The 21,288-nt window shown below is 42.8% G+C and carries 18 protein-coding genes; 9 read left to right on the plus strand and 9 right to left on the minus strand.

The features are described 5' to 3' along the window. Positions 1–34 precede the first annotated feature (34 nt). Together rpoC and FTU46_RS07835 are read left to right on the plus strand one after the other, a co-directional pair. Entirely contained in the window at positions 35–4,234 is a 4,200-nt protein-coding gene (gene rpoC / locus FTU46_RS07830) for a DNA-directed RNA polymerase subunit beta' (protein ID WP_180104691.1), read from the plus strand. Between the two features lie 260 nt (positions 4,235–4,494). Further along, positions 4,495–4,860, plus strand: a complete 366-nt coding sequence (locus FTU46_RS07835) for a DNA transfer protein p32 (RefSeq protein ID WP_034170980.1) — start codon at positions 4,495–4,497, stop codon at positions 4,858–4,860. A 67-nt stretch (positions 4,861–4,927) separates the two neighbouring features. Here the strand turns inward: FTU46_RS07835 and FTU46_RS07840 are convergent, their stop codons facing one another. Then, complete coding sequence (locus FTU46_RS07840; protein ID WP_180104692.1) at positions 4,928–5,422, minus strand: DUF4442 domain-containing protein; 495 nt, start codon at positions 5,420–5,422, stop codon at positions 4,928–4,930. 117 nt (positions 5,423–5,539) lie between these two features. Here FTU46_RS07840 and FTU46_RS07845 point away from each other — a divergent pair, with 117 nt between their 5' ends. The 6 genes from FTU46_RS07845 (at position 5,540) to FTU46_RS07870 (ending at position 11,922) form a co-directional block, all read left to right on the plus strand. Further along, positions 5,540–6,421 carry an alpha/beta fold hydrolase gene (locus tag FTU46_RS07845; RefSeq protein ID WP_180104693.1) on the plus strand — a complete coding sequence of 294 codons (882 nt, stop codon included), beginning with the start codon at positions 5,540–5,542 and terminating at the stop codon, positions 6,419–6,421. Between the two features lie 98 nt (positions 6,422–6,519). Further along, the gene (locus FTU46_RS07850) at positions 6,520–7,887 is read left to right on the plus strand and encodes a Na+/H+ antiporter family protein (RefSeq protein ID WP_180104694.1); all 1,368 of its coding nucleotides are present in this window, start codon (positions 6,520–6,522) and stop codon (positions 7,885–7,887) included. Between the two features lie 334 nt (positions 7,888–8,221). Continuing rightward, a complete protein-coding gene (locus FTU46_RS07855; protein ID WP_180104695.1) occupies positions 8,222–8,857 on the plus strand; it encodes an OmpW family protein in 636 nt (211 codons plus the stop codon). A 175-nt stretch (positions 8,858–9,032) separates the two neighbouring features. Continuing rightward, complete coding sequence (locus tag FTU46_RS07860; RefSeq protein ID WP_166134767.1) at positions 9,033–9,377, plus strand: lysozyme inhibitor LprI family protein; 345 nt, start codon at positions 9,033–9,035, stop codon at positions 9,375–9,377. A gap of 154 nt (positions 9,378–9,531) precedes the next feature. Next, positions 9,532–11,451: a molecular chaperone HtpG gene (htpG, locus tag FTU46_RS07865; protein WP_180104696.1), complete on the plus strand. Its 1,920-nt coding sequence runs from the start codon at positions 9,532–9,534 to the stop codon at positions 11,449–11,451. A gap of 198 nt (positions 11,452–11,649) precedes the next feature. After that, positions 11,650–11,922, plus strand: coding sequence for a hypothetical protein (locus FTU46_RS07870; RefSeq protein ID WP_180104697.1), 273 nt, complete (start codon positions 11,650–11,652; stop codon positions 11,920–11,922). 70 nt (positions 11,923–11,992) lie between these two features. Here FTU46_RS07870 and FTU46_RS07875 read toward each other — a convergent pair whose 3' ends face one another. From FTU46_RS07875 to FTU46_RS07890, 4 genes are all read right to left on the minus strand, one after another. Further along, a complete protein-coding gene (locus FTU46_RS07875) occupies positions 11,993–13,129 on the minus strand; it encodes a hypothetical protein (RefSeq protein WP_180104698.1) in 1,137 nt (378 codons plus the stop codon). 85 nt (positions 13,130–13,214) lie between these two features. Further along, positions 13,215–14,642 (minus strand): hypothetical protein, encoded by a 1,428-nt coding sequence (locus tag FTU46_RS07880; protein ID WP_180104699.1) that lies wholly within the window; start codon positions 14,640–14,642, stop codon positions 13,215–13,217. A 9-nt stretch (positions 14,643–14,651) separates the two neighbouring features. Further along, a complete protein-coding gene (locus FTU46_RS07885; RefSeq protein ID WP_004781696.1) occupies positions 14,652–14,831 on the minus strand; it encodes a hypothetical protein in 180 nt (59 codons plus the stop codon). A gap of 256 nt (positions 14,832–15,087) precedes the next feature. Further along, the gene (locus FTU46_RS07890; protein ID WP_004781698.1) at positions 15,088–15,255 is read right to left on the minus strand and encodes a hypothetical protein; all 168 of its coding nucleotides are present in this window, start codon (positions 15,253–15,255) and stop codon (positions 15,088–15,090) included. 417 nt (positions 15,256–15,672) lie between these two features. Between FTU46_RS07890 and FTU46_RS07895 the strand changes: the two genes are divergently transcribed. Continuing rightward, a complete protein-coding gene (locus FTU46_RS07895; RefSeq protein WP_179991974.1) occupies positions 15,673–15,873 on the plus strand; it encodes a dodecin family protein in 201 nt (66 codons plus the stop codon). Between the two features lie 55 nt (positions 15,874–15,928). Here FTU46_RS07895 and FTU46_RS07900 read toward each other — a convergent pair whose 3' ends face one another. The 4 genes from FTU46_RS07900 to ompR all read right to left on the minus strand — a co-directional run bounded on the left by FTU46_RS07900 (position 15,929) and on the right by ompR (position 21,026). Beyond that, positions 15,929–16,624 (minus strand): DsbA family oxidoreductase, encoded by a 696-nt coding sequence (locus tag FTU46_RS07900; protein WP_159123435.1) that lies wholly within the window; start codon positions 16,622–16,624, stop codon positions 15,929–15,931. Between the two features lie 208 nt (positions 16,625–16,832). Next, entirely contained in the window at positions 16,833–18,350 is a 1,518-nt protein-coding gene (locus FTU46_RS07905) for an acetyl-CoA hydrolase/transferase family protein (RefSeq protein ID WP_159123434.1), read from the minus strand. Positions 18,351–18,555: 205 nt separating this feature from the next. Continuing rightward, complete coding sequence (locus tag FTU46_RS07910) at positions 18,556–20,016, minus strand: ATP-binding protein (protein ID WP_180017481.1); 1,461 nt, start codon at positions 20,014–20,016, stop codon at positions 18,556–18,558. A gap of 245 nt (positions 20,017–20,261) precedes the next feature. Continuing rightward, on the minus strand, positions 20,262–21,026 hold the full coding sequence (ompR, locus tag FTU46_RS07915) for a two-component system response regulator OmpR (RefSeq protein WP_004781707.1): 765 nt from the start codon (positions 21,024–21,026) through the stop codon (positions 20,262–20,264). Positions 21,027–21,288 lie beyond the last annotated feature (262 nt).

Genomic DNA, 21,288 nt, shown 5'->3' on the forward strand with positions numbered 1-21,288 from the left:
AAGTGAAAATCTCCTCGACACACGGAGAAAAAAATTGAAAGACTTGCTCGATATCATGCGCAAAAAGACGGATTCCGACGGTCATGCTCCAGTAGAGTTTGATCGCATCCGTATTGGTCTTGCGTCACCAGAAATGATTAAGTCGTGGTCTCATGGTGAAGTTAAAAAGCCAGAAACCATTAACTACCGTACCTTCAAACCAGAACGTGACGGTTTATTCTGTGCCAAAATCTTTGGTCCAGTAAAAGATTACGAATGCTTGTGTGGTAAATACAAGCGCATGAAATACAAAGGCGTCATTTGTGAAAAATGTGGCGTTGAAGTAACAACTGCGAAAGTTCGTCGTGAGCGTATGGGTCACATCGAATTGGCTTCTCCAGTTGCACACATCTGGTTCTTGAAATCACTTCCTAGCCGTATCGGTCTTTTATTAGACATGACGCTACGTGATATCGAACGCGTATTGTATTTCGAATCTTATGTTGTCACTGACCCAGGTATGACTCCATTTGAGAAATACCAACTTCTTAACGATGAAGAATACTTCAATGCGTTAGAAGAACACGGTGATGAATTCACTGCGAAAATGGGTGCAGAAGCGGTTCAAGACTTGCTTAAAGATATCGATCTTGAAGCTGAAATTGCGCGTCTTCGTGAAGAAATTCCAAATACAACTTCAGAAACTAAGCTTAAAAAAGCCTCTAAGCGTCTGAAATTGATGGAAGCATTCAACGATTCGAACAACAAGCCAGAATGGATGGTGATGAACGTACTTCCTGTACTTCCACCAGATCTTCGTCCGCTTGTACCACTTGAAGGTGGTCGTTTCGCGACTTCTGATTTGAACGACCTTTACCGTCGTGTGATCAACCGTAACAACCGTTTAAAACGTCTTCTTGACCTTGCAGCTCCAGACATCATCGTACGTAACGAAAAACGTATGTTGCAAGAATCTGTAGATGCATTGCTGGATAACGGTCGTCGTGGTCGTGCGATTACTGGTTCTAACAAACGTCCTCTTAAATCTTTGGCAGATATGATCAAAGGTAAACAAGGTCGTTTCCGTCAGAACTTGTTGGGTAAACGTGTCGATTACTCTGGTCGTTCGGTAATTACCGTAGGTCCAAGCCTTCGTTTACACCAATGCGGTCTTCCTAAGAAAATGGCTCTTGAACTGTTCAAGCCATTCATCTTTGCGAAACTGCAAGCATCTGGTCAAGCAACAACCATTAAAGCTGCGAAGAAAATGGTTGAGCGCGAAACTCCAGAAGTTTGGGACGTTCTTGCCTCTGTCATCCGTCAACATCCAGTGATGTTGAACCGTGCGCCGACACTTCACCGTCTAGGTCTTCAAGCATTTGAACCTATTCTGATTGAAGGTAAAGCGATCCGTCTTCACCCACTCGTATGTGCTGCGTTCAACGCCGACTTCGATGGTGACCAAATGGCGGTACACGTTCCATTAACACTTGAAGCTCAATTAGAAGCTCGTGCGTTAATGATGTCGACCAACAACATTCTGTCTCCAGCGAACGGTGAGCCAATCATCGTACCGTCTCAGGACGTTGTCTTGGGTCTTTACTACATCACTCGTGATGCGGTAAATGCCAAAGGTGAAGGCATGGTGTTCGCGGACACTGACGAAGTAAACCGTGCGCTTGCGACTGGTCAGGTGGATATGCACGCTCGCGTGAAAGCACGTGTACACCAAACCGTGATCAACGAAAACGGTGAACGTGAACAGCAAACGATTATCGTAGATACGACTCCTGGTCGCTGTCTGCTTTGGGAAGTTGTGCCTGAAGGTATGGACTTCCAGCAAATTAACGTTGAGATGACCAAAAAGAACATCTCTAAGTTAATCAACTCTTGCTACCGTAAACTGGGTCTGAAAGACACTGTTATCTTCGCTGACCAATTGATGTACCTTGGTTTCCGTCAAGCGACTCGTTCTGGTGTTTCTGTTGGTATGGAAGATATGGTCATTCCACCACAAAAACAAGCGATTATCGGGAAAGCCGAAGCTGAAGTTCGTGAAATCGAACAACAGTTCGAACAAGGTTTCGTAACTGCCGGCGAACGTTATAACAAAGTGGTCGATATCTGGGCGCGTACAAACGACCAGGTAGCGAAAGCGATGATGGACAACTTGTCATTCACGACTGTTAAGAACAAACAGGGTGAGGATGAGAAACAGAAATCATTCAACAGCATCTACATGATGTCTGACTCTGGTGCCCGTGGTTCCGCAGCTCAGATTCGTCAGTTGGCTGGTATGCGTGGTCTGATGGCGAAACCAGATGGTTCGATCATTGAAACGCCTATTAAAGCGAACTTCCGTGAAGGTTTGACAGTACTTCAGTACTTCATTTCAACACACGGTGCACGTAAAGGTTTGGCCGATACAGCACTGAAAACAGCGAACTCTGGTTACCTGACTCGTCGTCTGGTAGACGTTGCGCAAGACTTAGTCATCACTGAGCCGGATTGTGGTACGTTGTCTGGTCTTGTTATGACTCCGTTCATTCAAGGCGGTGACGTGATCGAGAACCTGGGTACTCGAGTACTGGGTCGTGTAGTTGCTGAAGATGTGAAACGTGCAGGTACTGAAGAAGTTATTCTGCCGCGTAACACATTGATCGACGAAAAACTTGCAAACTACCTGGAAGAGCAAGGTGTCGATGAAGTTAAAGTACGTTCAGTCGTATCTTGTGAATCTACTTTCGGTGTTTGTGCGAAATGTTACGGTCGTGACCTTGCACGCGGTCACTTGGTAAACCCAGGTGAATCTGTGGGTGTTATGGCTGCTCAGTCGATTGGTGAGCCGGGTACACAGTTAACCATGCGTACATTCCACGTAGGTGGTGCTGCGAGCCGAACTTCTGCTGCAAACAGCGTACAAGTTCGTAACAAAGGTACTGTACGTTTCCACAATGTGAAAACTGTACAACATGCCAAAGGTCACTTGGTATCAACTTCACGTTCAGGTGAAATCGGTATTGCAGATGACTTAGGCCGTGAACGTGAACGTTACAAACTGCCATACGGTGCGTTTATCTTGCTGAAAGATGGCGAAGCTGTAGAAGCAGGCGGTATCGTAGCAACTTGGGATCCGCATACACATCCACTGGTTACAGAAGTTGCCGGTAAAGTTCGCTTCAGCCAAATCGCTGATGGTGTAACTGCAACATCGAAAACTGATGATGCAACTGGTATGACCACTGTTGAAATCTTGCCTGTAACAGCTCGTCCTGCGTCTGGTAAAGATTTACGTCCAGCTGTTGTGCTTGATACAGTAGACGGCGGCGAACAGTTCTACTTCTTGCCACAAAACACTATTCTTTCTGTCCGTGATGGCGAAACAATTGGTGTGGGTGACGTAATTGGTCGTGTACCACAAGAATCTTCACGTACTCGTGATATTACCGGTGGTCTGCCACGTGTTGCTGACTTGTTCGAAGCGCGTAAACCGAAAGAACACGCAATCCTTGCAGAAGTGTCAGGTGTTGTAAGCTTCGGTAAAGAGACCAAAGGTAAAAACCGTCTGGTGATTACTCCGGATGATGGTTCTGAGATCTACGAAGAGCTGATTCCGAAATGGCGTACCATTAACGTGTTCGAAGGCGAACATGTGAACCGTGGTGAAACCATTTCTGATGGTCCACAGAACCCGCATGACATCTTACGTCTGAAAGGTGAAGTGGCGTTGACCAACTACATCGTGAACGAAGTTCAGGACGTTTACCGTCTGCAAGGTGTAAAAATCAACGATAAACACATCGAAGTGATCGTACGTCAAATGCTGCGTAAAGTGGACATCACTGACGGTGGCGATACAAGCTTCATCAAAGGCGAACAAGTGGATTACATCCGTGTGATGCAAGAGAACCAAGCTGTTCTTGCGCAAAACAAGTTCCCTGCGAAATTTGAACGTCAATTGATGGGTATTACCAAAGCGTCGCTTTCTACTGACTCGTTCATCTCTGCTGCATCGTTCCAGGAAACCACTCGTGTGTTAACTGAAGCTGCTGTAACAGGTAAAGAAGATGATCTACGCGGTCTGAAAGAAAACGTAGTTGTAGGTCGTCTGATTCCAGCGGGTACAGGTCTGGCTTACCACTTAGAGCGTCGTCGTCAAGAAGCAGAAGCTGCAGAATTTGAACTGCACAATGACTTCTCTGATGTAGACCAAGCGTTGAGCCAAGCATTCAGCGATGAATTTAACGGTCTGTAATTAGCCGCTAAATCATTTTAAAAAAGCCACCTTCGGGTGGCTTTTTTATTTCTCAAATTATATATATTTATATTGCTAGAAAAGATCAGATTATCTGGTAGTTACTTGTCCTAAATATGGAGAAATCATCAATAAAACATGATCTTTCATGCGCTCTTTACAAAATAAATCATGAAGGTTTCAAGATTTAACATCTTGTTATGAATCGCTCCTTAAAATCAGGTTAATCTTAAGTCAAAGCACGAAGGAAGGCCAAGATCATGAAAAAGTTAATGAGCGTAATGGCTGTTGCAACTATCTCCACTTTTATGTTGGCAGGCTGTGAAAATATGTCTGCTAAAGATCAGCGTATTGGCGCAGCTGCGCTCGGTGGTGCAGTGGGTGGTGGTGTAGGTAACAGAGTAGGTGGTGGTGTTGGTGCAGCAGTTGGCGGTGGTGCCGGTGCAGCAGTCGGTAGTAAAGCTCAAGGTGGTTCAAACCGTAATGCGACCTATAGTGGTGTCGGTGGTGCTGTAGGTTCTGCAGTGGGTAAAAGCATCTTTGGCGGTACAGGTGGGGCTGCAATTGGTGGTGCCATCGGTGGTGGTGCTGGTGCAGCGATCGAACAGAATAACCGTCGTCGTTAATCGACAGAACTATCCTCCAGATAGATTTAAAAGCGCCTCCATGGCGCTTTTAGTTTATTCAATTTCGTTATTTAGCTTCTCGAAGCTTGCCTTTGCTCTGTTTAAGGCGGATATAAACGGTCTTTTGTACCTCAGCGATACGCACACCGGAATCATCATAAATATTGAGCTGATACTGGCGATAAACCGGACTATGGTCAGCTGCCAGTTCTTTTACTGTTTGTACTTCCTGCCTGGAAATCCGGATGTCCGCATAGACCGTTCCACGTCCTGGCGCTAGAAACTGAATGGTAGAGCTTTTATCCCAGACAATGTATTTCGGACCCAGATGGTGCATCAGCAATAACATATAAAAAGGATCGACCATGGAATACAGGCTGCCACCAAAATGTACTCCGACAATATTCTGATTTTTGCGAGTCAGTGGCATTTTCACGCGAACGTGATAATTGGCAAAATCCATTTCATCAATGACAATGCCTGCTCCACGGTAAGGGGCATAGCGATTCAGGATAAATTTGGATAACGAGGGCAGTTGCTGAATTTTTCGTAATAGGCTCATGTGGATATTCTTTTTTCTGGTCTTGTATGCATACTAGAACAACAAAAATAAGCTGGCATTGATAAATCGTGCCTATTTCAACAATAAAAGAGTCAATCAGCGAATAAGGATACATCTATGCAAAGACATAGCCAGTGGGTAGATACCAGCGATCATCAACGTCTCTATGTGAAAACCTGGGGTGAGCCTGAGCGACCGGCTTTGGTGCTGGTTCATGGTTATCCTGACCATCAGGATGTTTGGGAAGCGGTAATTTCTCACCTCGTTCAGGATTATTTTGTGGTGACCTATGATGTGCGCGGAGCAGGAGACTCCAGCGTTCCCAAGAAAATTCGGGATTATCGCCTGGAACGTCTGTGTGTAGATTTAGAGCAAGTGGTCGATCAGGTCTTGCCAGGACGAGCTTTCCACCTTGCGGCTCATGACTGGGGGTCAATCCAGGCTTGGGAAGCAGTCACCGAACCTAAATTTAAAGGCCGGATTTTGTCTTTTAGCACCATGTCAGGTCCATGTCTGGATCATGCTGCTTTCTGGATGCGTGAACAGTTTAAACAGTATAAGGTCAAGTTTTTTAAACAGATGACCAAGTCTTGGTATATCGCGGTATTCCAGCTACCTTTTATAGCACCTACAGCATGGAATTTCTTTAATGCAGAACGTTGGGGCAAAATGATCAGTCAGCTGGAACAGCAGGATAATCTGCCGCTAAACCAGAATATTGTCAAAGACGGCAAATATGGCGTCAATCTGTATCGGGCGAACTTTCTACCACGTTTATCTCGACCTAGACAGCGTTTTGCAATCTGTCCGGTACAGGCAATTGTGCTCAAAAAGGACCAGTTTGTTGGCCCGGATCTGATTGATGAAATGCCAAAATGGGTGGAAGATTTTTCCAGGGTAGAATTAAATGCCAATCACTGGGCGATTTTGAGTCAGCCGGAACAGGTGGCTCATCTAATCCATAATTTTATTCAGCAAAAATTAACAGCAACTACTTAATATGGAGATTGGGAACGTGACTCGGCAAGGGATAAGTGGAAGAATTTTTATCCGGATTTTCTGATAAAATAGCCGTTTTCTCTCATTCCCAATTCATTATGTTCGCAATTCTTGCTGCTATTGGAGTCATGTTTGGACTCTCATTGGCACGTGTACCTGTGGTTTTTGCCCTGGTCATTGGTGCTGTTACGGGTGGTTTGCTGGCAGGTCTTGGCCTCCAGGGAACTTTAGATGCATTTAACAATGGTCTGGGCGGCGGCGCTAAAATTGCCTTGGCTTATGGCATCTTGGGTGCTTTTGCTTTGGCCTTGGCACGTTCCGGTTTGCCTGACTTGCTGGCCTATAAAATGATTACCACCTTAAAAGGTGAGGCATCAGAAAAGGCACAGAACAAGGTTAAATATCTGATCTTCTGTACAGTGGCATTGGCTGCCGTTTTCTCACAAAACGTGATTCCGGTACACATTGCCTTTATTCCGGTTCTGATTCCACCGTTATTGCTGGTATTTAACCATCTGAAGCTGGATCGCCGTTTGGTGGCCTGTCTGCTGACCTTTGGTCTGGTGGGAACATATATGCTGGTTCCAGTCGGTTTTGGTGCCATCTTCCTGAATGATATTTTGGGCCATAACATCAATACCTTTGGTAAGCCCTATGGCTTTGAGATTACTTATGACCAGATTCCCGCTGCGATGGCGATTCCGGTCTCAGGTATGTTCGTGGGTTTGCTGGTGGCCATGTTTATCAGCTACCGTAAGCCGCGTCTCTATAAAGATATCCATGTGGAACAGCAGCAAAGTATCTCTGCTGAACTGGGTATAGAACAAAAATCAGCGAAACCGCAAATTGCCAAACTGACCATCTGGATGGCAGCGATCGCGGTGATTGCAACCCTTGTGGTACAGCTCTATTCAGATTCGATGATTCTTGCCGGTCTGGTCGGTGTCGCAATCTTGAGTTGTGCCGGAATCTTTAAATGGAAAGAAGCAGATGATGTGATCATCACCGGTATGCGTATGATGGCTCTGGTTGGCTTTATCATGATTGCCGCGCAAGGTTTTGCTGCCGTGATTGAGGCAACAGGACAGGTTCCTGCGCTGGTTGAAGCGTCGGTTGACTGGATTGGGAATAGCCAGGCACTTGCCGCCTTTTTAATGTTGTTGATTGGTCTGCTGATTACTCTGGGTATTGGTTCATCATTCTCTACCATTCCGATTCTGGCGATTATTTATGTACCGCTCTGTATTCAATTTGGTTTTAGTCCTGCAGCAACTATTGCAATTATCGGCACTGCGGCTGCTTTGGGCGATGCCGGTTCTCCAGCATCAGATTCAACTCTAGGCCCAACATCCGGTCTGAATATGGATGGTCAGCATGACCATATGAAGGATAGTGTAGTTCCAACCTTCATTCATTTTAATATTCCGCTTATCATTTTTGGCTGGATTGCAGCCATGGTTCTGTAAGTCCTTTTTAATCTGCTCTGATATAAATCGGAGCAGATTTGCCTAGATTTAAAATAAATTATAAGATGTATTTAAAATATATGTTTAAATAAAAAAATTAATATAAAACCGATTATTTTACTCTGAATATTATTATTTTAATCTGATTAAATTACTGGGTATTCAAAACCAACCAATATAATCAATTTAAAATAAATATTTAATAATTACATATACTTAAATAATAAATAAAATTTATTTTTATAATATCTATTGCATATTAATTTAAGCCATGTTTATTATTAATTAAGAAATATTTTCTTAATAATTATTCTTCCCTTGGGGGTATTTTAAAATGTTAAAGCAAGTAGCTCTAATTGCATTAATGGGTTTTTCAGCATCTGCGATGGCAGGGCAATGGCAAGTGAAAGTGGGGGCTTCTGTATTAGCGCCTACTCAGGAAACTGACCTGATTCCTGGTGTAGTTGAAGATGCTAAAGCAAGTAGCGAACTCAATTTTACTCCTTCAGTCGAATATTTCTTCAATGACAATATTTCAGCCGAATTATTATTGGCTACCCCATTTAAACATGATGTTGAGATGGCGGGTGATGTGAAAATTGCATCATTAAAACATCTACCACCAACAATCACAGCCAAATATAATTTTAAAAATTCAAGCCGCTTTACTCCATATATCGGTGTAGGTGCTACTGTATTCATTCCATGGGATGAAGAATTTAGCCAAACGGCAAAAGACGCATTAGGTGTAGCAAAGCTTGATGCAGATGTTGCTTATGGTGTAGCTGGCCAAGTCGGCTTTAACTTCCAGCCAGCGGATGCAAAAAACTGGGGTGTCTTTGTTGATGCACGTTATGCAGACTTAGATACAGATCTGGAAGCAAAGACTGCTGATGGGACAAAAATTAATTTAGGTGAATTTGGAATCGATCCTTGGGTTTATACGATCGGTTATAGCTATAAATTCTAAGCTCCAATTTTTTGGTTCATTTTTTCCAAAAGCCTCATCCTGCATGGGGCTTTTTTTCAAAATAACAACGATTTATAACGTATTGAAATTGAGCAGATTGGCAATACTCAAATATATTAAAACGAATAAAGTAAATATTAATTGAATACGACTTAATAATAAGGAAGATCAAAGCATGAGTTTTTTGTCGAAGAGTCTTTTGATCTTCAGCACGCTGTTTATTTCACAGAGTTATGCTGCCAGTTTTAATTGTCAGAAAGCGACAACCGCGACTGAGAAAACAATTTGTGAACATCGTTTGCTGAATGACGCTGATGTCAAAATGAGTACCAGCTATAACATCTTGCGCCGTATGGTGCCGATGGGAACACGTTCGGTGATTCAACGCGATCAGGTGAAATGGCTACAATTTCGTGACCGTTGCCAGGAATCCATATCCTGCTTGAGTCAGGTTTATAACATGCGTCAGCAGCAGCTGGATCTGCATTTTGATCGTATCTATAAAATGGGGCCTTATTAAGTCTTGTCCATCCCATCAATTAAACTGATAAAAATGAAAGCCATAAAAATATTTTTTGCGAAAAAATTATTTTGATGCTATTGAAAATTATTGAACTCACTCCATTCATATAGGCAGCAGTTAACATCTGTATCTAAAATAATAGGAGTGATTCATGAGCGATTTAAGCGTACAAAAACACAGTTTCCAGGCTGAGGTAGCGCAGTTACTGCACCTCGTGACCCATTCGCTTTATTCAAATCCTGAAATTTTCCTGCGTGAATTGATCTCTAATGCTTCAGATGCGTGTGACAAATTACGTTTTGAAGGCATTAATCATCCTGAATATTATGAAAATGATCCTGACCTCCGCGTACGTGTCAGCCTCGATCCAGAAAATAAAACTATTACCATTTCAGATAACGGGATCGGTTTAAGCCAGCAAGAAGCCATTGAAAATTTGGGGACAATTGCCAAATCGGGTACCAAAGACTTTATGTCAAAACTGACGGGTGATCAGAAAGCTGATGCGCAGCTGATTGGCCAGTTTGGTGTCGGTTTCTACTCAGGCTTTATTGTGGCTGATAAGATTACTGTAGAATCACGTCGTGCCGGTACGGATACCTCAGAAGGGGTGCGCTGGATCAGTGGCGGTACTGGTGAATTCGAAGTTGAACAGATCACTAAAGAAGGTCGTGGTACCGATATTATCCTGCATCTGCGTGAAGATGCGTTGGATTATCTGCAAAGCTATAAAGTCAAACAGATCATCAATAAATACTCAGATCACATTAGCCTGCCAATCCAGATGCAAAAAGAAGTCTGGCAGGAAGAAGAAGCTGCTGAAGGTGAAACACCAAAAGGCGGTCAATATGTGAAGACCGATGAGTGGGAAGCGATTAACTCTGCCAGCGCACTGTGGACCCGGAATAAATCTGAGATTACTGAAGAGCAATATACCGAATTCTATAAAAACCTAACCCATGATTTTGCTGCACCATTGGCTTGGGCGCATAACCGTGTTGAAGGTAGTACTGAATATACCCAACTGCTTTATATCCCAAGCAAAGCGCCACAGGATATTTTCACTCGTGAAGCCAAGGCCGGCATCAAGCTCTATGTGAAACGTGTCTTCATTATGGATGATGCGGATAACCTGATTCCAAACTATCTGCGCTTTGTACAGGGCGTGGTAGACAGTGCCGATCTGCCATTGAACGTGAGCCGTGAATTGCTGCAGGAAAGCCGTGATGTGAAAACCATCCGTGAAGGCAATACCCGCCGTATTCTGACCACTTTGGATAATCTGGCAAAATCTGAAGATGAAAAAGATCAGGAAAACTTCAAAACTTTCTACCGCGAATTTGGTGCGGTGCTGAAAGAAGGTTTAGGTGAAGATTTCGGTAACCGCGAACGTATCTTGAAACTGCTGCGCTATGCAACTTCAACCAATGATGAAGTAAGCACTTCATTGGCGGACTATAAAGCACGCATGAAGGAAGGCCAGAAAGCGATTTACTATATTACTGCTGAAAGCCTGAATGCTGCGAAAAACTCACCGCAACTGGAAGTGTTCAAGAAAAAAGGCATTGAAGTATTGCTGATGTCAGAGCGCGTCGATGAATGGGCAATGAACTTCGTGCATGAGTTTGATGGTATGCTATTGCAAAACGTATCTAAGGGTGCAGTCGATCTAGGTGATCTACAAGATGCGGAAGAGAAGAAAGCACTCGAAGCTGCTGCTGAACAGTTCAAACCTGTGGTTGAAAAGTTGACTGATTCTCTGAAAGATAAAACGAAAGAGGTGCGTGTAACAACTCGTCTGGTGGATTCCCCAGCCTGTCTGGTCACAGGGGAAGGGGAGCTTTCTCCACAACTGATCCGTATGCTGAAAGATGCAGGTCAGCCTGTACCGGATGTGAAGCCGATTCTGGAGATTAACCCGGAACATCCATTGGTGAAAAAACTGGAAGGTTCTACCCAGTTTGATGATCTGGCCAATGTGATCTTTGATCAGGCAATGATTGCAGAAGGTGGTCTACCAGAAAATCCGGCTGAGTATGTAAAACGTATTAACAGTCTATTGTTGGGTTAATTTTTATATTTCAAAAATCCCTCTACGGAGGGATTTTTTATGTTCTGAATTTAGCGCTTAAAACTTGGATTCCCCTTTAATGATTTAAAAAAGCGATAGCCAGAATAAAAAAATACCTTTAAGTTTTAAATCTGAAAAATAGATAATATTTTATATATTAATTTATAATAGCGATTATTAAGTTTAGAGAATTCTCCCATGAAAAAATCACTGATGATGAGTCTGAGTACAGTCATTCTGATGTCAATGAGCGCAGCCACAATGGCCGATACTGAGTCCAAAAAAGTGACTCGTAGCGATCGTATTAGTTTTCAGACACCCATGAAAAAAGAAGCGCCAAAAGTAAAACGAATGCAGCGTACCGACCGCGCGGTATGGAATATGCCACAGATGGAACAGCCTTCTTTGCAGCAAAAACGTATGATTCGTAGTGATCGAATTGCCTTTACAACGGTTGAGCACCGCCAATAAAAACTTATTGGATTCAGACATTAAAAAGCCCATATTTTATGGGCTTTTATAGTTTCGGATTTGTTCAAATTTAGAAAATGGCCTCAAGACGTACCATCGCACCCAGATAATGGCTTCGGTCCAGTCGGTCATCATTCAGATAGTTCAGGTCGCCTTGCACAAAGAACCATTCACGTAAGAAAGGCTGTCTCCAGGACACATAAGGTCCCCAGCGATTTAAGCGTAAATCTTTATCATCCAGATAGCCGCCCGTATAGATGCCATAGTTAAAGCGGTTGCCCTGGAAAAATTGATGCTGTCTGAAGGTATAGTTGTCCCAGGTCAAATCGTCTTCCTGCTCATCTGCATAGGTTAAACTTAACTGATTGGAAAAAAAGGCCTCATTGGGACGAGCATGGATCAGTTCCAGGTTGGTCCGCAAATAATTTTCACTCTGCAATCCATAGCGATAAATCTGTTCGGCATGAAAAGAGAAGTCATTCTGCATCGCCCAGTCTTTACTGATTTTGGCCCGTACATAGATATCATCCCCAGAACGTACCCCCAGATCCAGATCGCTATCGAAAGGTAGGCCATTTGAAAATTCTGACCAGCGTAGTGCAAACGAGCTGTTGTTTTCACGGGTACGGCGAATATCCAGATTTTTATCCCGGGCATTGCCAGGATTTTCATTGGTAATTGCGACATTGCTATCCAGTTCGTTATCCAGGCTGTCATCACCAAAGACCAAACTTAACCTTTGTTCCAAGGTTGGAAGCTTGATTTTTCCTCGAATCCTCGGCTTGATTTCATAGTTTTCATATTTGTCCCAGCTATTATCCAGGATGATTCGCAAAGTCGCAGTTGCTGGCTCATCCGGGTTGGTCTGGCCAAACCAGTTATCAATCTTATGTGCGGTGCGGTCTGCCCATTCACGGATTCTTTTCTGCTTTTTGTCAGCCCAAGATTTATCTTCTGTTTCCTCAGTGGTGGGCACCATCGCTTCGTCTGACTGTTCAGGTAAAATCGTGGGCGTGGCATCGATCAAGCGTGGAATCTGATCTAAAATACCTGTACCTGTACCTGTACCTGTACCTGTACCTGTACCTGTACCTGTACCTGTAGGCTGTTCTGTTTCTATAGGAGATACTTCTGCCCAAACTGGGCTACTACTTAATCCCACGCCAAATGATAGCAATAAGATTCGAGTAATTTGGTTTATTCGCATGAGTTGATTCTTGCTCTTATCGTATTTTATTTACTGCGCTAGTTTTCTAAAAAATAAGGAAAAAAAGCAAGGATAAACTACATAACTACATCAATTGTTTAATGATTTGTGCCTGAATTGCCATATAAAGATCTAAAACCTGTACTGGCTGTGACAATCCTAAAACAATTTGATGAATTTTTTGCCAATTCAAATCCTTATCTCGTTTGAGCATTAAATAAGGATAAGCGATTTCCTGATTGGACAATGCCAGGCGACGTTCTCCATGAATCACCCGAATTTTCTGATGTTCCTGTAGCAATAAAATTGGAGTAGAAAAATCAGCGGGCGCTTCCTCAAAATTGATAAATTTCTTTTGATGAATACACCGAGCCGGAATATAGGCATAGCTTTCCTCAGGCATCCAGACCGTTCCGGCTTGTTGCAGATATATTTCACTGAAAAGATCTATCTGATCAAGACAGGCACCTAAAGCTGCCCATGATATGGATTTTATCTCTATACAACGCCGTCCACGTTGCGTGCCCCAGTGCTGGATACAGGAATTGGCCTGCAAGAGGCTCGGTGCGCCTAAGAGCATCAGATATTTCAGACCTTGCCCTTGCTGATCGGTCTGCATGGAGAGATAAACAGGACGTGCCTGCCAGTGCTCTTCCTCGGCATAATATAGCGCTATTTCCAGATCGGCCGGTTGGGAGACAGTCGGTTGTAATTCTAGGGCACAGAGACGCCGTATAGTCGCTCCAGCATGTTCTAATGGATGCAGCAGGGCAGAGAATTCACCTAGTTGTATAGATTCAGGAAAATTAATATTTTCATCTATTATCAAAATAGAGGGTGAACTATCCGTATTGTCTATTTCTATAGACAGCTCAGCTGTTTTAGCTTCTTCTGTTTCGCTAGTTGCTCTGTCTAAATCAGGTTTAATTGTTTTAGACAGTTGAGGTGCAGTGATCTTGGTCTGAATCTGCAAACTGCCCTGATGATAACGCGCGATTTCCAGGGTAAGCGTATCGAATTCGGCGTCCTGAACAGATAAAGCCGGAATATCCAGTTGGGGATCGAGAGGAAAATATGTGCCTTGTTGCTGTTGCTGCAAAAGCCAGTTGTGGGAATTTACTAATTCATCCCATTCACTATGTAAAAAATCAGATTGCTCTACGGGACCTAGCCAGATTTGCCAGCCTTGTTGTGGCTGATGCAAAAAGGCCCAGCCTGTTTCTGAATGTGCAGTGAGTGCCTGTTGCAGCTGGACAGGATTCTTAAAATAACCGCGATAACAGTGATGAAACTCGGTGCTCGCCGCAAACTGATGCGCTGCCATCTCCGGCTGAACACGGGATTTAAAACTTAAAATCTGATTTTTAAAAACAGGTTCATCACAGAGATGAAAAATATCCTGGAGTCTTTTTTTGGTTCGGGCAGCTTCATATAAACTAAGGGATTTATGTTCTAATTGCTGCCCCAATTCATTTAATTCTTTAATTAATTTTGCTTTTTCTAAAGCATTCATTTTAGCTCTCTAGATATATTTGAGTGCTTTATCCAGTGACTTGGCCATGATCATATTGACTGCAAGTTCTACCAGTTTGTATTCGGTAGAGTTGGGATCTGGATAACGCTCAGCCATTTCAATCAAAAAATCCACAGAAATTGCCTGCGGAGAAATTTTTCCCTGTATTAATGCTTGAAGCTGGTTCATAACAAGAAAGTCTGAAATCCATAAAAGATCAGGTTCTGATTATAAGCATCTGATTGACAAAATGCTTGATTATTTTGAGTATTTTTTAAGCGAATTTGGTAGTTGTTTTTGAATAAAAAGTGAATGAAATCAAAATAAAATAAAAAATAATGAGATTTTTAATGCTCTTTAAATAGAAGAACAAGTTAAATTTTCGAAGCCCTGAAATAAAAACAGGCTGAATAATTCAGCCTGCTGGGAGATTTTGCTTAAAGACTTAAGCCGCTTTTTCAGTTTCTGCAGTTGCAGTATCTGTAGCTACAGTTTCAACTGGAGCTTTGCTCACAGGGAAATCTGGAAGATAAACTACTTGAGCCATTTGTGCTGAAGCTTGTAGAGAAAAAGCCATCACAGTTGCTGCGCATAAAAATTTAACAGTTTTCATAACATGACCTTTTGATATCTGGGTGTTCAAGAGCTTGAACAAGAAAAAAAGTTAGTCCTAAATCACGTGAAAAATAATATCAAATGGCAATTAATAAAAAATGATCAAATCGGCAAGAAAAGCAACTAAATTTAGATAAAATACTCTATAAAACAATGTATTAGAATATTTACTCTAGATAGTTTTGGATTGTTTTTTATACATTTTTTAGATGTTTTAGAAGCTTTTAAACAAACATTTATTTGTTGATTATTTAAAACTAGAGGTCCAGATTTAAATTTTTTTAAAGCAGTAAGGGCAGATCAGTATTTGTTCATTCCCTGTAAGTTTTTGCTATTACTTGTTTGCTAGGAGCTGTAGAGAAATTTAAATCGACTAAGATGAATGCTTCTATCTTCACAGAGTGAGTGTTGAATCATGGCAATTGCAAAAGTGGTAGAAGTCAATTCAAGCAGTAGTAAAAGCTTTGAGGATGCAATTCAAAGTGGCATCGCAAAAGTCACAGAGACGATCAAAAATGTTCAAGGTGCCTGGATCAATGAACAGAAAGTCGTGATTAATGACAATAAAATTACCGAATATCGTGTCAATCTAAAGATCAGTTTTCTGGTTGAATAATTCACATCATTCATAAAAAATCCCCATCTTAAATGGGGATTTTTTGATTTAGTTTTTACTCAGGCTTTGCCGGAACATCACAAGCATCTGTAGAACACTGATCAGCTGCTGGCTGTTGTTGTGGTTCCTCTAAAGCTTTTTCAAGAACTTGCAAGAAAACTTCCTTCGGCTGAGCACCCGCCAAAGCAATGCGTTGATCAAATACAAAGAACGGAACACCAGTAACTTTGAGCTGGTCACGCGCCACTTCCTGGTCAAATTTAACAAAGTCCGCAAATTCATCCGAGTCGAGTAAATCGTCCACTTCAACCGGGTTCAGGCCAATACGCGCTGCAACATCTTCCAGCGTTTCACGTTCACCAATCGGCAGGCCTTGCGTCATATAGCTATAGAAAAAAGCTTCCTGAGCTTCATTGCCCAAGCCTTTACTTTGTGCCAGGTGAATGATGCGATGCGCATTCAAGGTATTGCCAGAGTTGGCACCTTCCCAGTTAAATTCAATGCCTTCCTGTTTGGCCATGGCTGCGATATTGCGCTGCATGTCTTCAACTTCTGCCACTGAACGGCCATATTTTTGTGCCAAACGCTCAGAGTTGGAAACTTCCTGACGGACTGGCGCTTCAGGATCTAGCTGAAAACTATGCCAATGGACTTCAAGTTCAATTCCGCTTTCCTTTGCAGCAGCTTCCAGCCGTTTTTTACCAATATAGCAAAAAGGGCAGACCACATCTGACCAAATATCTACGCGCATGTCATGTCTCTAATCTTTGTCTTGTTAGAAGTATGAGGGTGAAGAACTGGAATTTAAAGCCCTGCATCCAGACTAAGTGCAGTTTTTTAATCATTCAAAATATTTAAGAAGTTAAGCTGATCAGATTCTTATGGATAGATTTGTCTTTGTTTATTTATTATTTTTCCCATAAAAAAACGCCCCGTGGGGCGTTTTCTGAAGCGGTCAATTAAGCAGTTTTGACTGCAGCTTCTACTGCAAGCATATGACCATTTTCTTCAAAGTTAGAGTGCCAAGACAATGCTTCACGAAGCAGGTGAGGTGTATGGCCACCTTTTGCACATGCACGGTCGAAGTAGTCATTCAATGCATCTCGGTACATTGGGTGTGCACAGTTGTCGATGATCGCACGAGCACGTTCACGTGGCGCCAGACCACGAAGATCTGCCAGACCTTGTTCAGTCACAAGGATATCAACATCGTGTTCTGCATGGTCGATATGTGAAGCAAACGGCACTACAGAAGAGATATCGCCACCTTTCGCGATTGATTTGGTTACGAAGATCGCCAAGTGAGCATTACGCGCGAAGTCACCTGAACCACCAATACCGTTCATCATTTTGGTACCACATACGTGAGTTGAGTTCACGTTACCGTAAATATCAAACTCAAGTGCAGTGTTTATGCCGATAATACCTAAACGGCGTACCAGTTCAGGATGGTTTGAAATTTCCTGTGGACGTAATACCAGTTTGTCTTTGTAGTGCTCAAGGTTGTTAAATACTTTTTCGCCATATTTAGCAGAAAGTGTAATAGAAGAACCTGAAGCAAACTTCATTTTACCGGCATCGATCAATTCAAAGGTACAGTCTTGTAGTACTTCTGAGTACATGATCAAGTCTTCGAAGTTTGAATCTTTCAGACCCGTCAATACGGCGTTTGCAATGGAACCGATCCCTGCTTGAAGAGGGCCAAGGTTTTTCGGTAAACGCTCTTCAGCTACTTCTTTTTCAAAGAAAGCGATCAAGTGGTTAGCAATTGATTGAGTCTCATCATCTGGTGCAGTTACAGTTGATGGAGAGTCATGCAATTCATTGTTGAATACGATACCCACGATTTTTGAAGGATCAATATTGATTGCATGTGTACCGATACGCTCATCCACTTGAGTCAATGGAATTGCTTGACGTGTTGGACGGTAAGTCGGGATGTAGATGTCGTGCAAGCCTTCAAATGCAGGACTTAAATTCGTGTTAATTTCAACAATCACTTTCTCAGCAAAAATTGCAAAACTTGCAGAGTTACCTACAGAAGTTGTTGGAATGATGCCGCCATCTTCAGTGATCGCAACCGCTTCAATTACCGCCACATCAGGTTTTTTCAACTGCTGGTTACGCATCTGTTCAACGGTTTCAGACAAATGCTGATCGATGAACATCACTTCACCTTTGTTGATCGCTTTACGTAAAGTGCTATCTACCTGGAATGGTAAACGACGTGCCAATACGCCTGCTTCAGTGAGTTGCTTGTCCAAATCGTTACCGAGTGATGCACCTGTGATCAACGTGATTTTCAGTGGATTTGCTTTTGCGCGTTGTACCAAAGCTAAAGGAACCGCCTTCGCTTCACCAGCGCGAGTAAAGCCACTCATACCCACAGTCATACCATCTTCGATGAATTCAGCAGCTTGTTCAGGGCTGATGACTTTGTTGTGTAGGGAGGCTAAACGGATACGATCTAAAGACATTTCAACTCTCATAAATTCTTAAATAATGATACGGATTGTACCGATCAAAAAATGTATTTTGCATAGGTGTTAGGCTAAGGTCTAATTTTTTAGCTAAATGTAGGTATAATAAAAAATGATGTTTTTTAAATGATTGAATTATTAAAAATTAAAATGAATTGTATAGAAATACTAAAAAGTCGTTTGTTGCTTTTATGATCACTTACTAGAAGTGATCAGTGAGCGTTTGACGAATTTTATCCAAGGTGGTTGGGGCAGCAGGCGTCTCTGAATCCGCTGATTTCAGAGGTAAGGCGATAATGGCTTCCAGACCACCTTCAGGCCGATTCTGGATATGCAGCTCACCTGAGTGAATATCAACAATACGCTTGACAATTGCCAGACCCAGACCACTGCCTTGTACGGTACGCGCAGAATTTCCACGAACAAAGGGTTGCATCAGTGCTTCAATCTGGTCTTCTGGAATCCCTTCACCATGATCGGCCACACTGATCATCAGTTTATGATCCTGCACATAGGCAGCCAGCTCGATCGGTTCGGCACCATAGCGTTTCGAGTTGTTGATCAGATTACCAATCAGACGTTTCAGCGACATGCTGCGTACCTCAACCAGGGGTATCTCTTGAGGTGTAAAGCGAATATCGAGTGGCTTAAACTGCTTGACCAGTTCCTGCAACAGCACATTAACATTGGTTTCTTGCAGTTCTTCATCGGAGCCATCCCGCATATAGGAAATGAACTGGTTCAGAATGGCATCCATATCCTCCACGTCATAAATCAGACCTTCCTTGAGGAAGTCTTCATCCGGCATCATTTCTGCGCTAAGACGGATACGGGTCAACGGTGTACGCAGGTCATGTGAAATCCCCGCGAGCATGATTCGACGATCACGCTCGGTTTGATCCAGGGTATAAATCATCTGGTTAAAGGCATGATTCACCTGACGGATTTCCAGCGGGCCATGATTGGTATCCAGATAAGGGGCGGAACCATTTTTACTATAGCTGTTTGCTGCATTCTGCAAGCGGCGTAAAGGACGGTTCAGCTGACGCACCAGGGTCAGAATAATAATGCCAGCAATGAGTGGCGTACCCAACAGCCAGCCTAGAATCAGTTCAGGACTATAGTTGGCATAGGTTTTAAGAGGCTCACGTACCCAGTTGCCATTCATTTCTGGAGTTTGAATCCAGATGCGTGGACTTGGCTTGAACTGGAAATAAACGGTTGCCTGTTCGATTCTTAATTCTTTGGCCAGTTTGGTTTCAATCTGGTTAGTAAAGAATTCGGCAATGACCTTGTCTTTTACATTCGGATATTCAGCCGGATTGGTGACATATTCGATTCCGATCCGGTTTTTGAGCCAGGTATCAATATCGACTTCCTGTTCTTTATGATAAAGACGCAGGTCCGGATTATTGAGAATTTCCAGCTCCATAGCCAAATAACGTGCATGTTGCTGAATTTCAGGTAAATAAAGTGTGCGCCAGAAAAACCAGATTGACATGAACAGGCTGAAACAGACCACAAAGACCACCAGTACAGTGGTTCGCATTGCTGCAGAGCGCGGTTTGATTTTGTCCAGAAAGCGTTCCCAAGGGGTACGTTTTTTTTCTGAGTAGCTGACAAAATCGGTAAATTTTTGTGGGTCGATGGGGTCGAGTTTCACACCAGCATCCTGTAGGCGTCTTTAAATTTTATAGAGATATTTCCGCGATGGATTCTTACCGCTTTTATCTTCTAGAAGAAGGAACTTGTTATGTTACTTTTTTTGAAAAAAGTAACCAAAAAACTTTGCCATTCGCTGAACTCGCGCATTTCCATTTGAGCCTGCAATAATGGTTTGGCTCAGACAGCAGCGAATGGCGTTTAGGGACAAGAGATGAAAGTGATCTTTATCCCTTAATATTTCTTTTATTCAGCACCATCTGGAACAAACACATAACCGACACCCCAAACGGTTTGAATATAACGTGCACGAGCCGGGTTTTCTTCAATCAGGCGACGTAAACGTGATACCTGAACGTCAATTGAACGTTCCATCGCACCCCATTCACGGCCACGTGCCAGATTCATCAGCTTGTCACGAGTTAAAGGTTCACGTGGGTGTTGAACCAGCGCTTTTAATACTGCAAATTCACCGGTAGTTAAGGTGACCACCTGTCCTTCACGAGTCAGGGTACGTGTCGACAGATCCAGTGACCATGGGCCAAAGGATACCACTTCCATTTGCTGGCTAGGAGCGCCTGGAACTTCACGGACTTGACGACGCAAAACTGCACGGATACGTGCCAGCAATTCATTTGGATTAAATGGTTTTGGTAAGTAATCATCGGCTCCCGCTTCCAGACCTGCAATACGATCCGAATCGCTACCACGTGCAGTGAGCATAATAATTGGAATATCAATATTCGACTGGCGTAGGCGACGACAGATGCTGAGGCCGTCTTCTACAGGCAGCATAAAATCGAGCACAATCAAAGAAAACAGTTCCCGCTGTAATAGTCGATCCATCTGGGTAGCATCATGCGCAGTTTTAACGACGAAGCCTTTATCTTCAAGGAAACGTTGTAACAGGGTACGCAGACGCACATCATCATCGACAACCAGGATGCGCTCGACCCGGTCGGTTTCGGTATGTACAGCATCGGGTTTTTCAGCAGGTACCACTAAACTCATGAGGTGCTCCTTTATTCTTTATTGTCGTCATAAACAAAAAATGAAATATGCTTTGAGTATACGATTCATTACTATTAATTGACTATGCTCTAAAGCATCAAATATTGCAGTTAAAATCAAGACATAGATACCAAATATATACATCTATATGCGAAAAAAATCGTCCCGGAACAAGAATAAAATGCAAAGTTCATGCAAACTTTAGTGGAAAAACTGGAAAACGATCGTATACGGTTATCTGAAGCTTATATAAATTAATAAA

It is taken from the genome of Acinetobacter sp. YH12108 (assembly GCF_013419055.1).
Lineage (GTDB): Bacteria > Pseudomonadota > Gammaproteobacteria > Pseudomonadales > Moraxellaceae > Acinetobacter.

Excerpts from the sequence above, each read along its gene's own strand:
- FTU46_RS07860 (WP_166134767.1), top strand. The coding sequence starts at position 9,033 with ATGAGTTTTTTGTCGAAGAGTCTTTTGATCTTCAGCACGCTGTTTATT.
- FTU46_RS07880 (WP_180104699.1), bottom strand. The coding sequence starts at position 14,642 with ATGAATGCTTTAGAAAAAGCAAAATTAATTAAAGAATTAAATGAATTG.
- FTU46_RS07835 (WP_034170980.1), top strand. The coding sequence starts at position 4,495 with ATGAAAAAGTTAATGAGCGTAATGGCTGTTGCAACTATCTCCACTTTT.
- ompR (WP_004781707.1), bottom strand. The coding sequence starts at position 21,026 with ATGAGTTTAGTGGTACCTGCTGAAAAACCCGATGCTGTACATACCGAA.
- FTU46_RS07885 (WP_004781696.1), bottom strand. The coding sequence starts at position 14,831 with ATGAACCAGCTTCAAGCATTAATACAGGGAAAAATTTCTCCGCAGGCA.
- FTU46_RS07855 (WP_180104695.1), top strand. The coding sequence starts at position 8,222 with ATGTTAAAGCAAGTAGCTCTAATTGCATTAATGGGTTTTTCAGCATCT.
- FTU46_RS07895 (WP_179991974.1), top strand. The coding sequence starts at position 15,673 with ATGGCAATTGCAAAAGTGGTAGAAGTCAATTCAAGCAGTAGTAAAAGC.
- FTU46_RS07890 (WP_004781698.1), bottom strand. The coding sequence starts at position 15,255 with ATGAAAACTGTTAAATTTTTATGCGCAGCAACTGTGATGGCTTTTTCT.
- FTU46_RS07905 (WP_159123434.1), bottom strand. The coding sequence starts at position 18,350 with ATGTCTTTAGATCGTATCCGTTTAGCCTCCCTACACAACAAAGTCATC.
- FTU46_RS07900 (WP_159123435.1), bottom strand. The coding sequence starts at position 16,624 with ATGCGCGTAGATATTTGGTCAGATGTGGTCTGCCCTTTTTGCTATATT.
- FTU46_RS07845 (WP_180104693.1), top strand. The coding sequence starts at position 5,540 with ATGCAAAGACATAGCCAGTGGGTAGATACCAGCGATCATCAACGTCTC.
- htpG (WP_180104696.1), top strand. The coding sequence starts at position 9,532 with ATGAGCGATTTAAGCGTACAAAAACACAGTTTCCAGGCTGAGGTAGCG.
- FTU46_RS07870 (WP_180104697.1), top strand. The coding sequence starts at position 11,650 with ATGAAAAAATCACTGATGATGAGTCTGAGTACAGTCATTCTGATGTCA.
- FTU46_RS07840 (WP_180104692.1), bottom strand. The coding sequence starts at position 5,422 with ATGAGCCTATTACGAAAAATTCAGCAACTGCCCTCGTTATCCAAATTT.
- FTU46_RS07875 (WP_180104698.1), bottom strand. The coding sequence starts at position 13,129 with ATGCGAATAAACCAAATTACTCGAATCTTATTGCTATCATTTGGCGTG.
- FTU46_RS07850 (WP_180104694.1), top strand. The coding sequence starts at position 6,520 with ATGTTCGCAATTCTTGCTGCTATTGGAGTCATGTTTGGACTCTCATTG.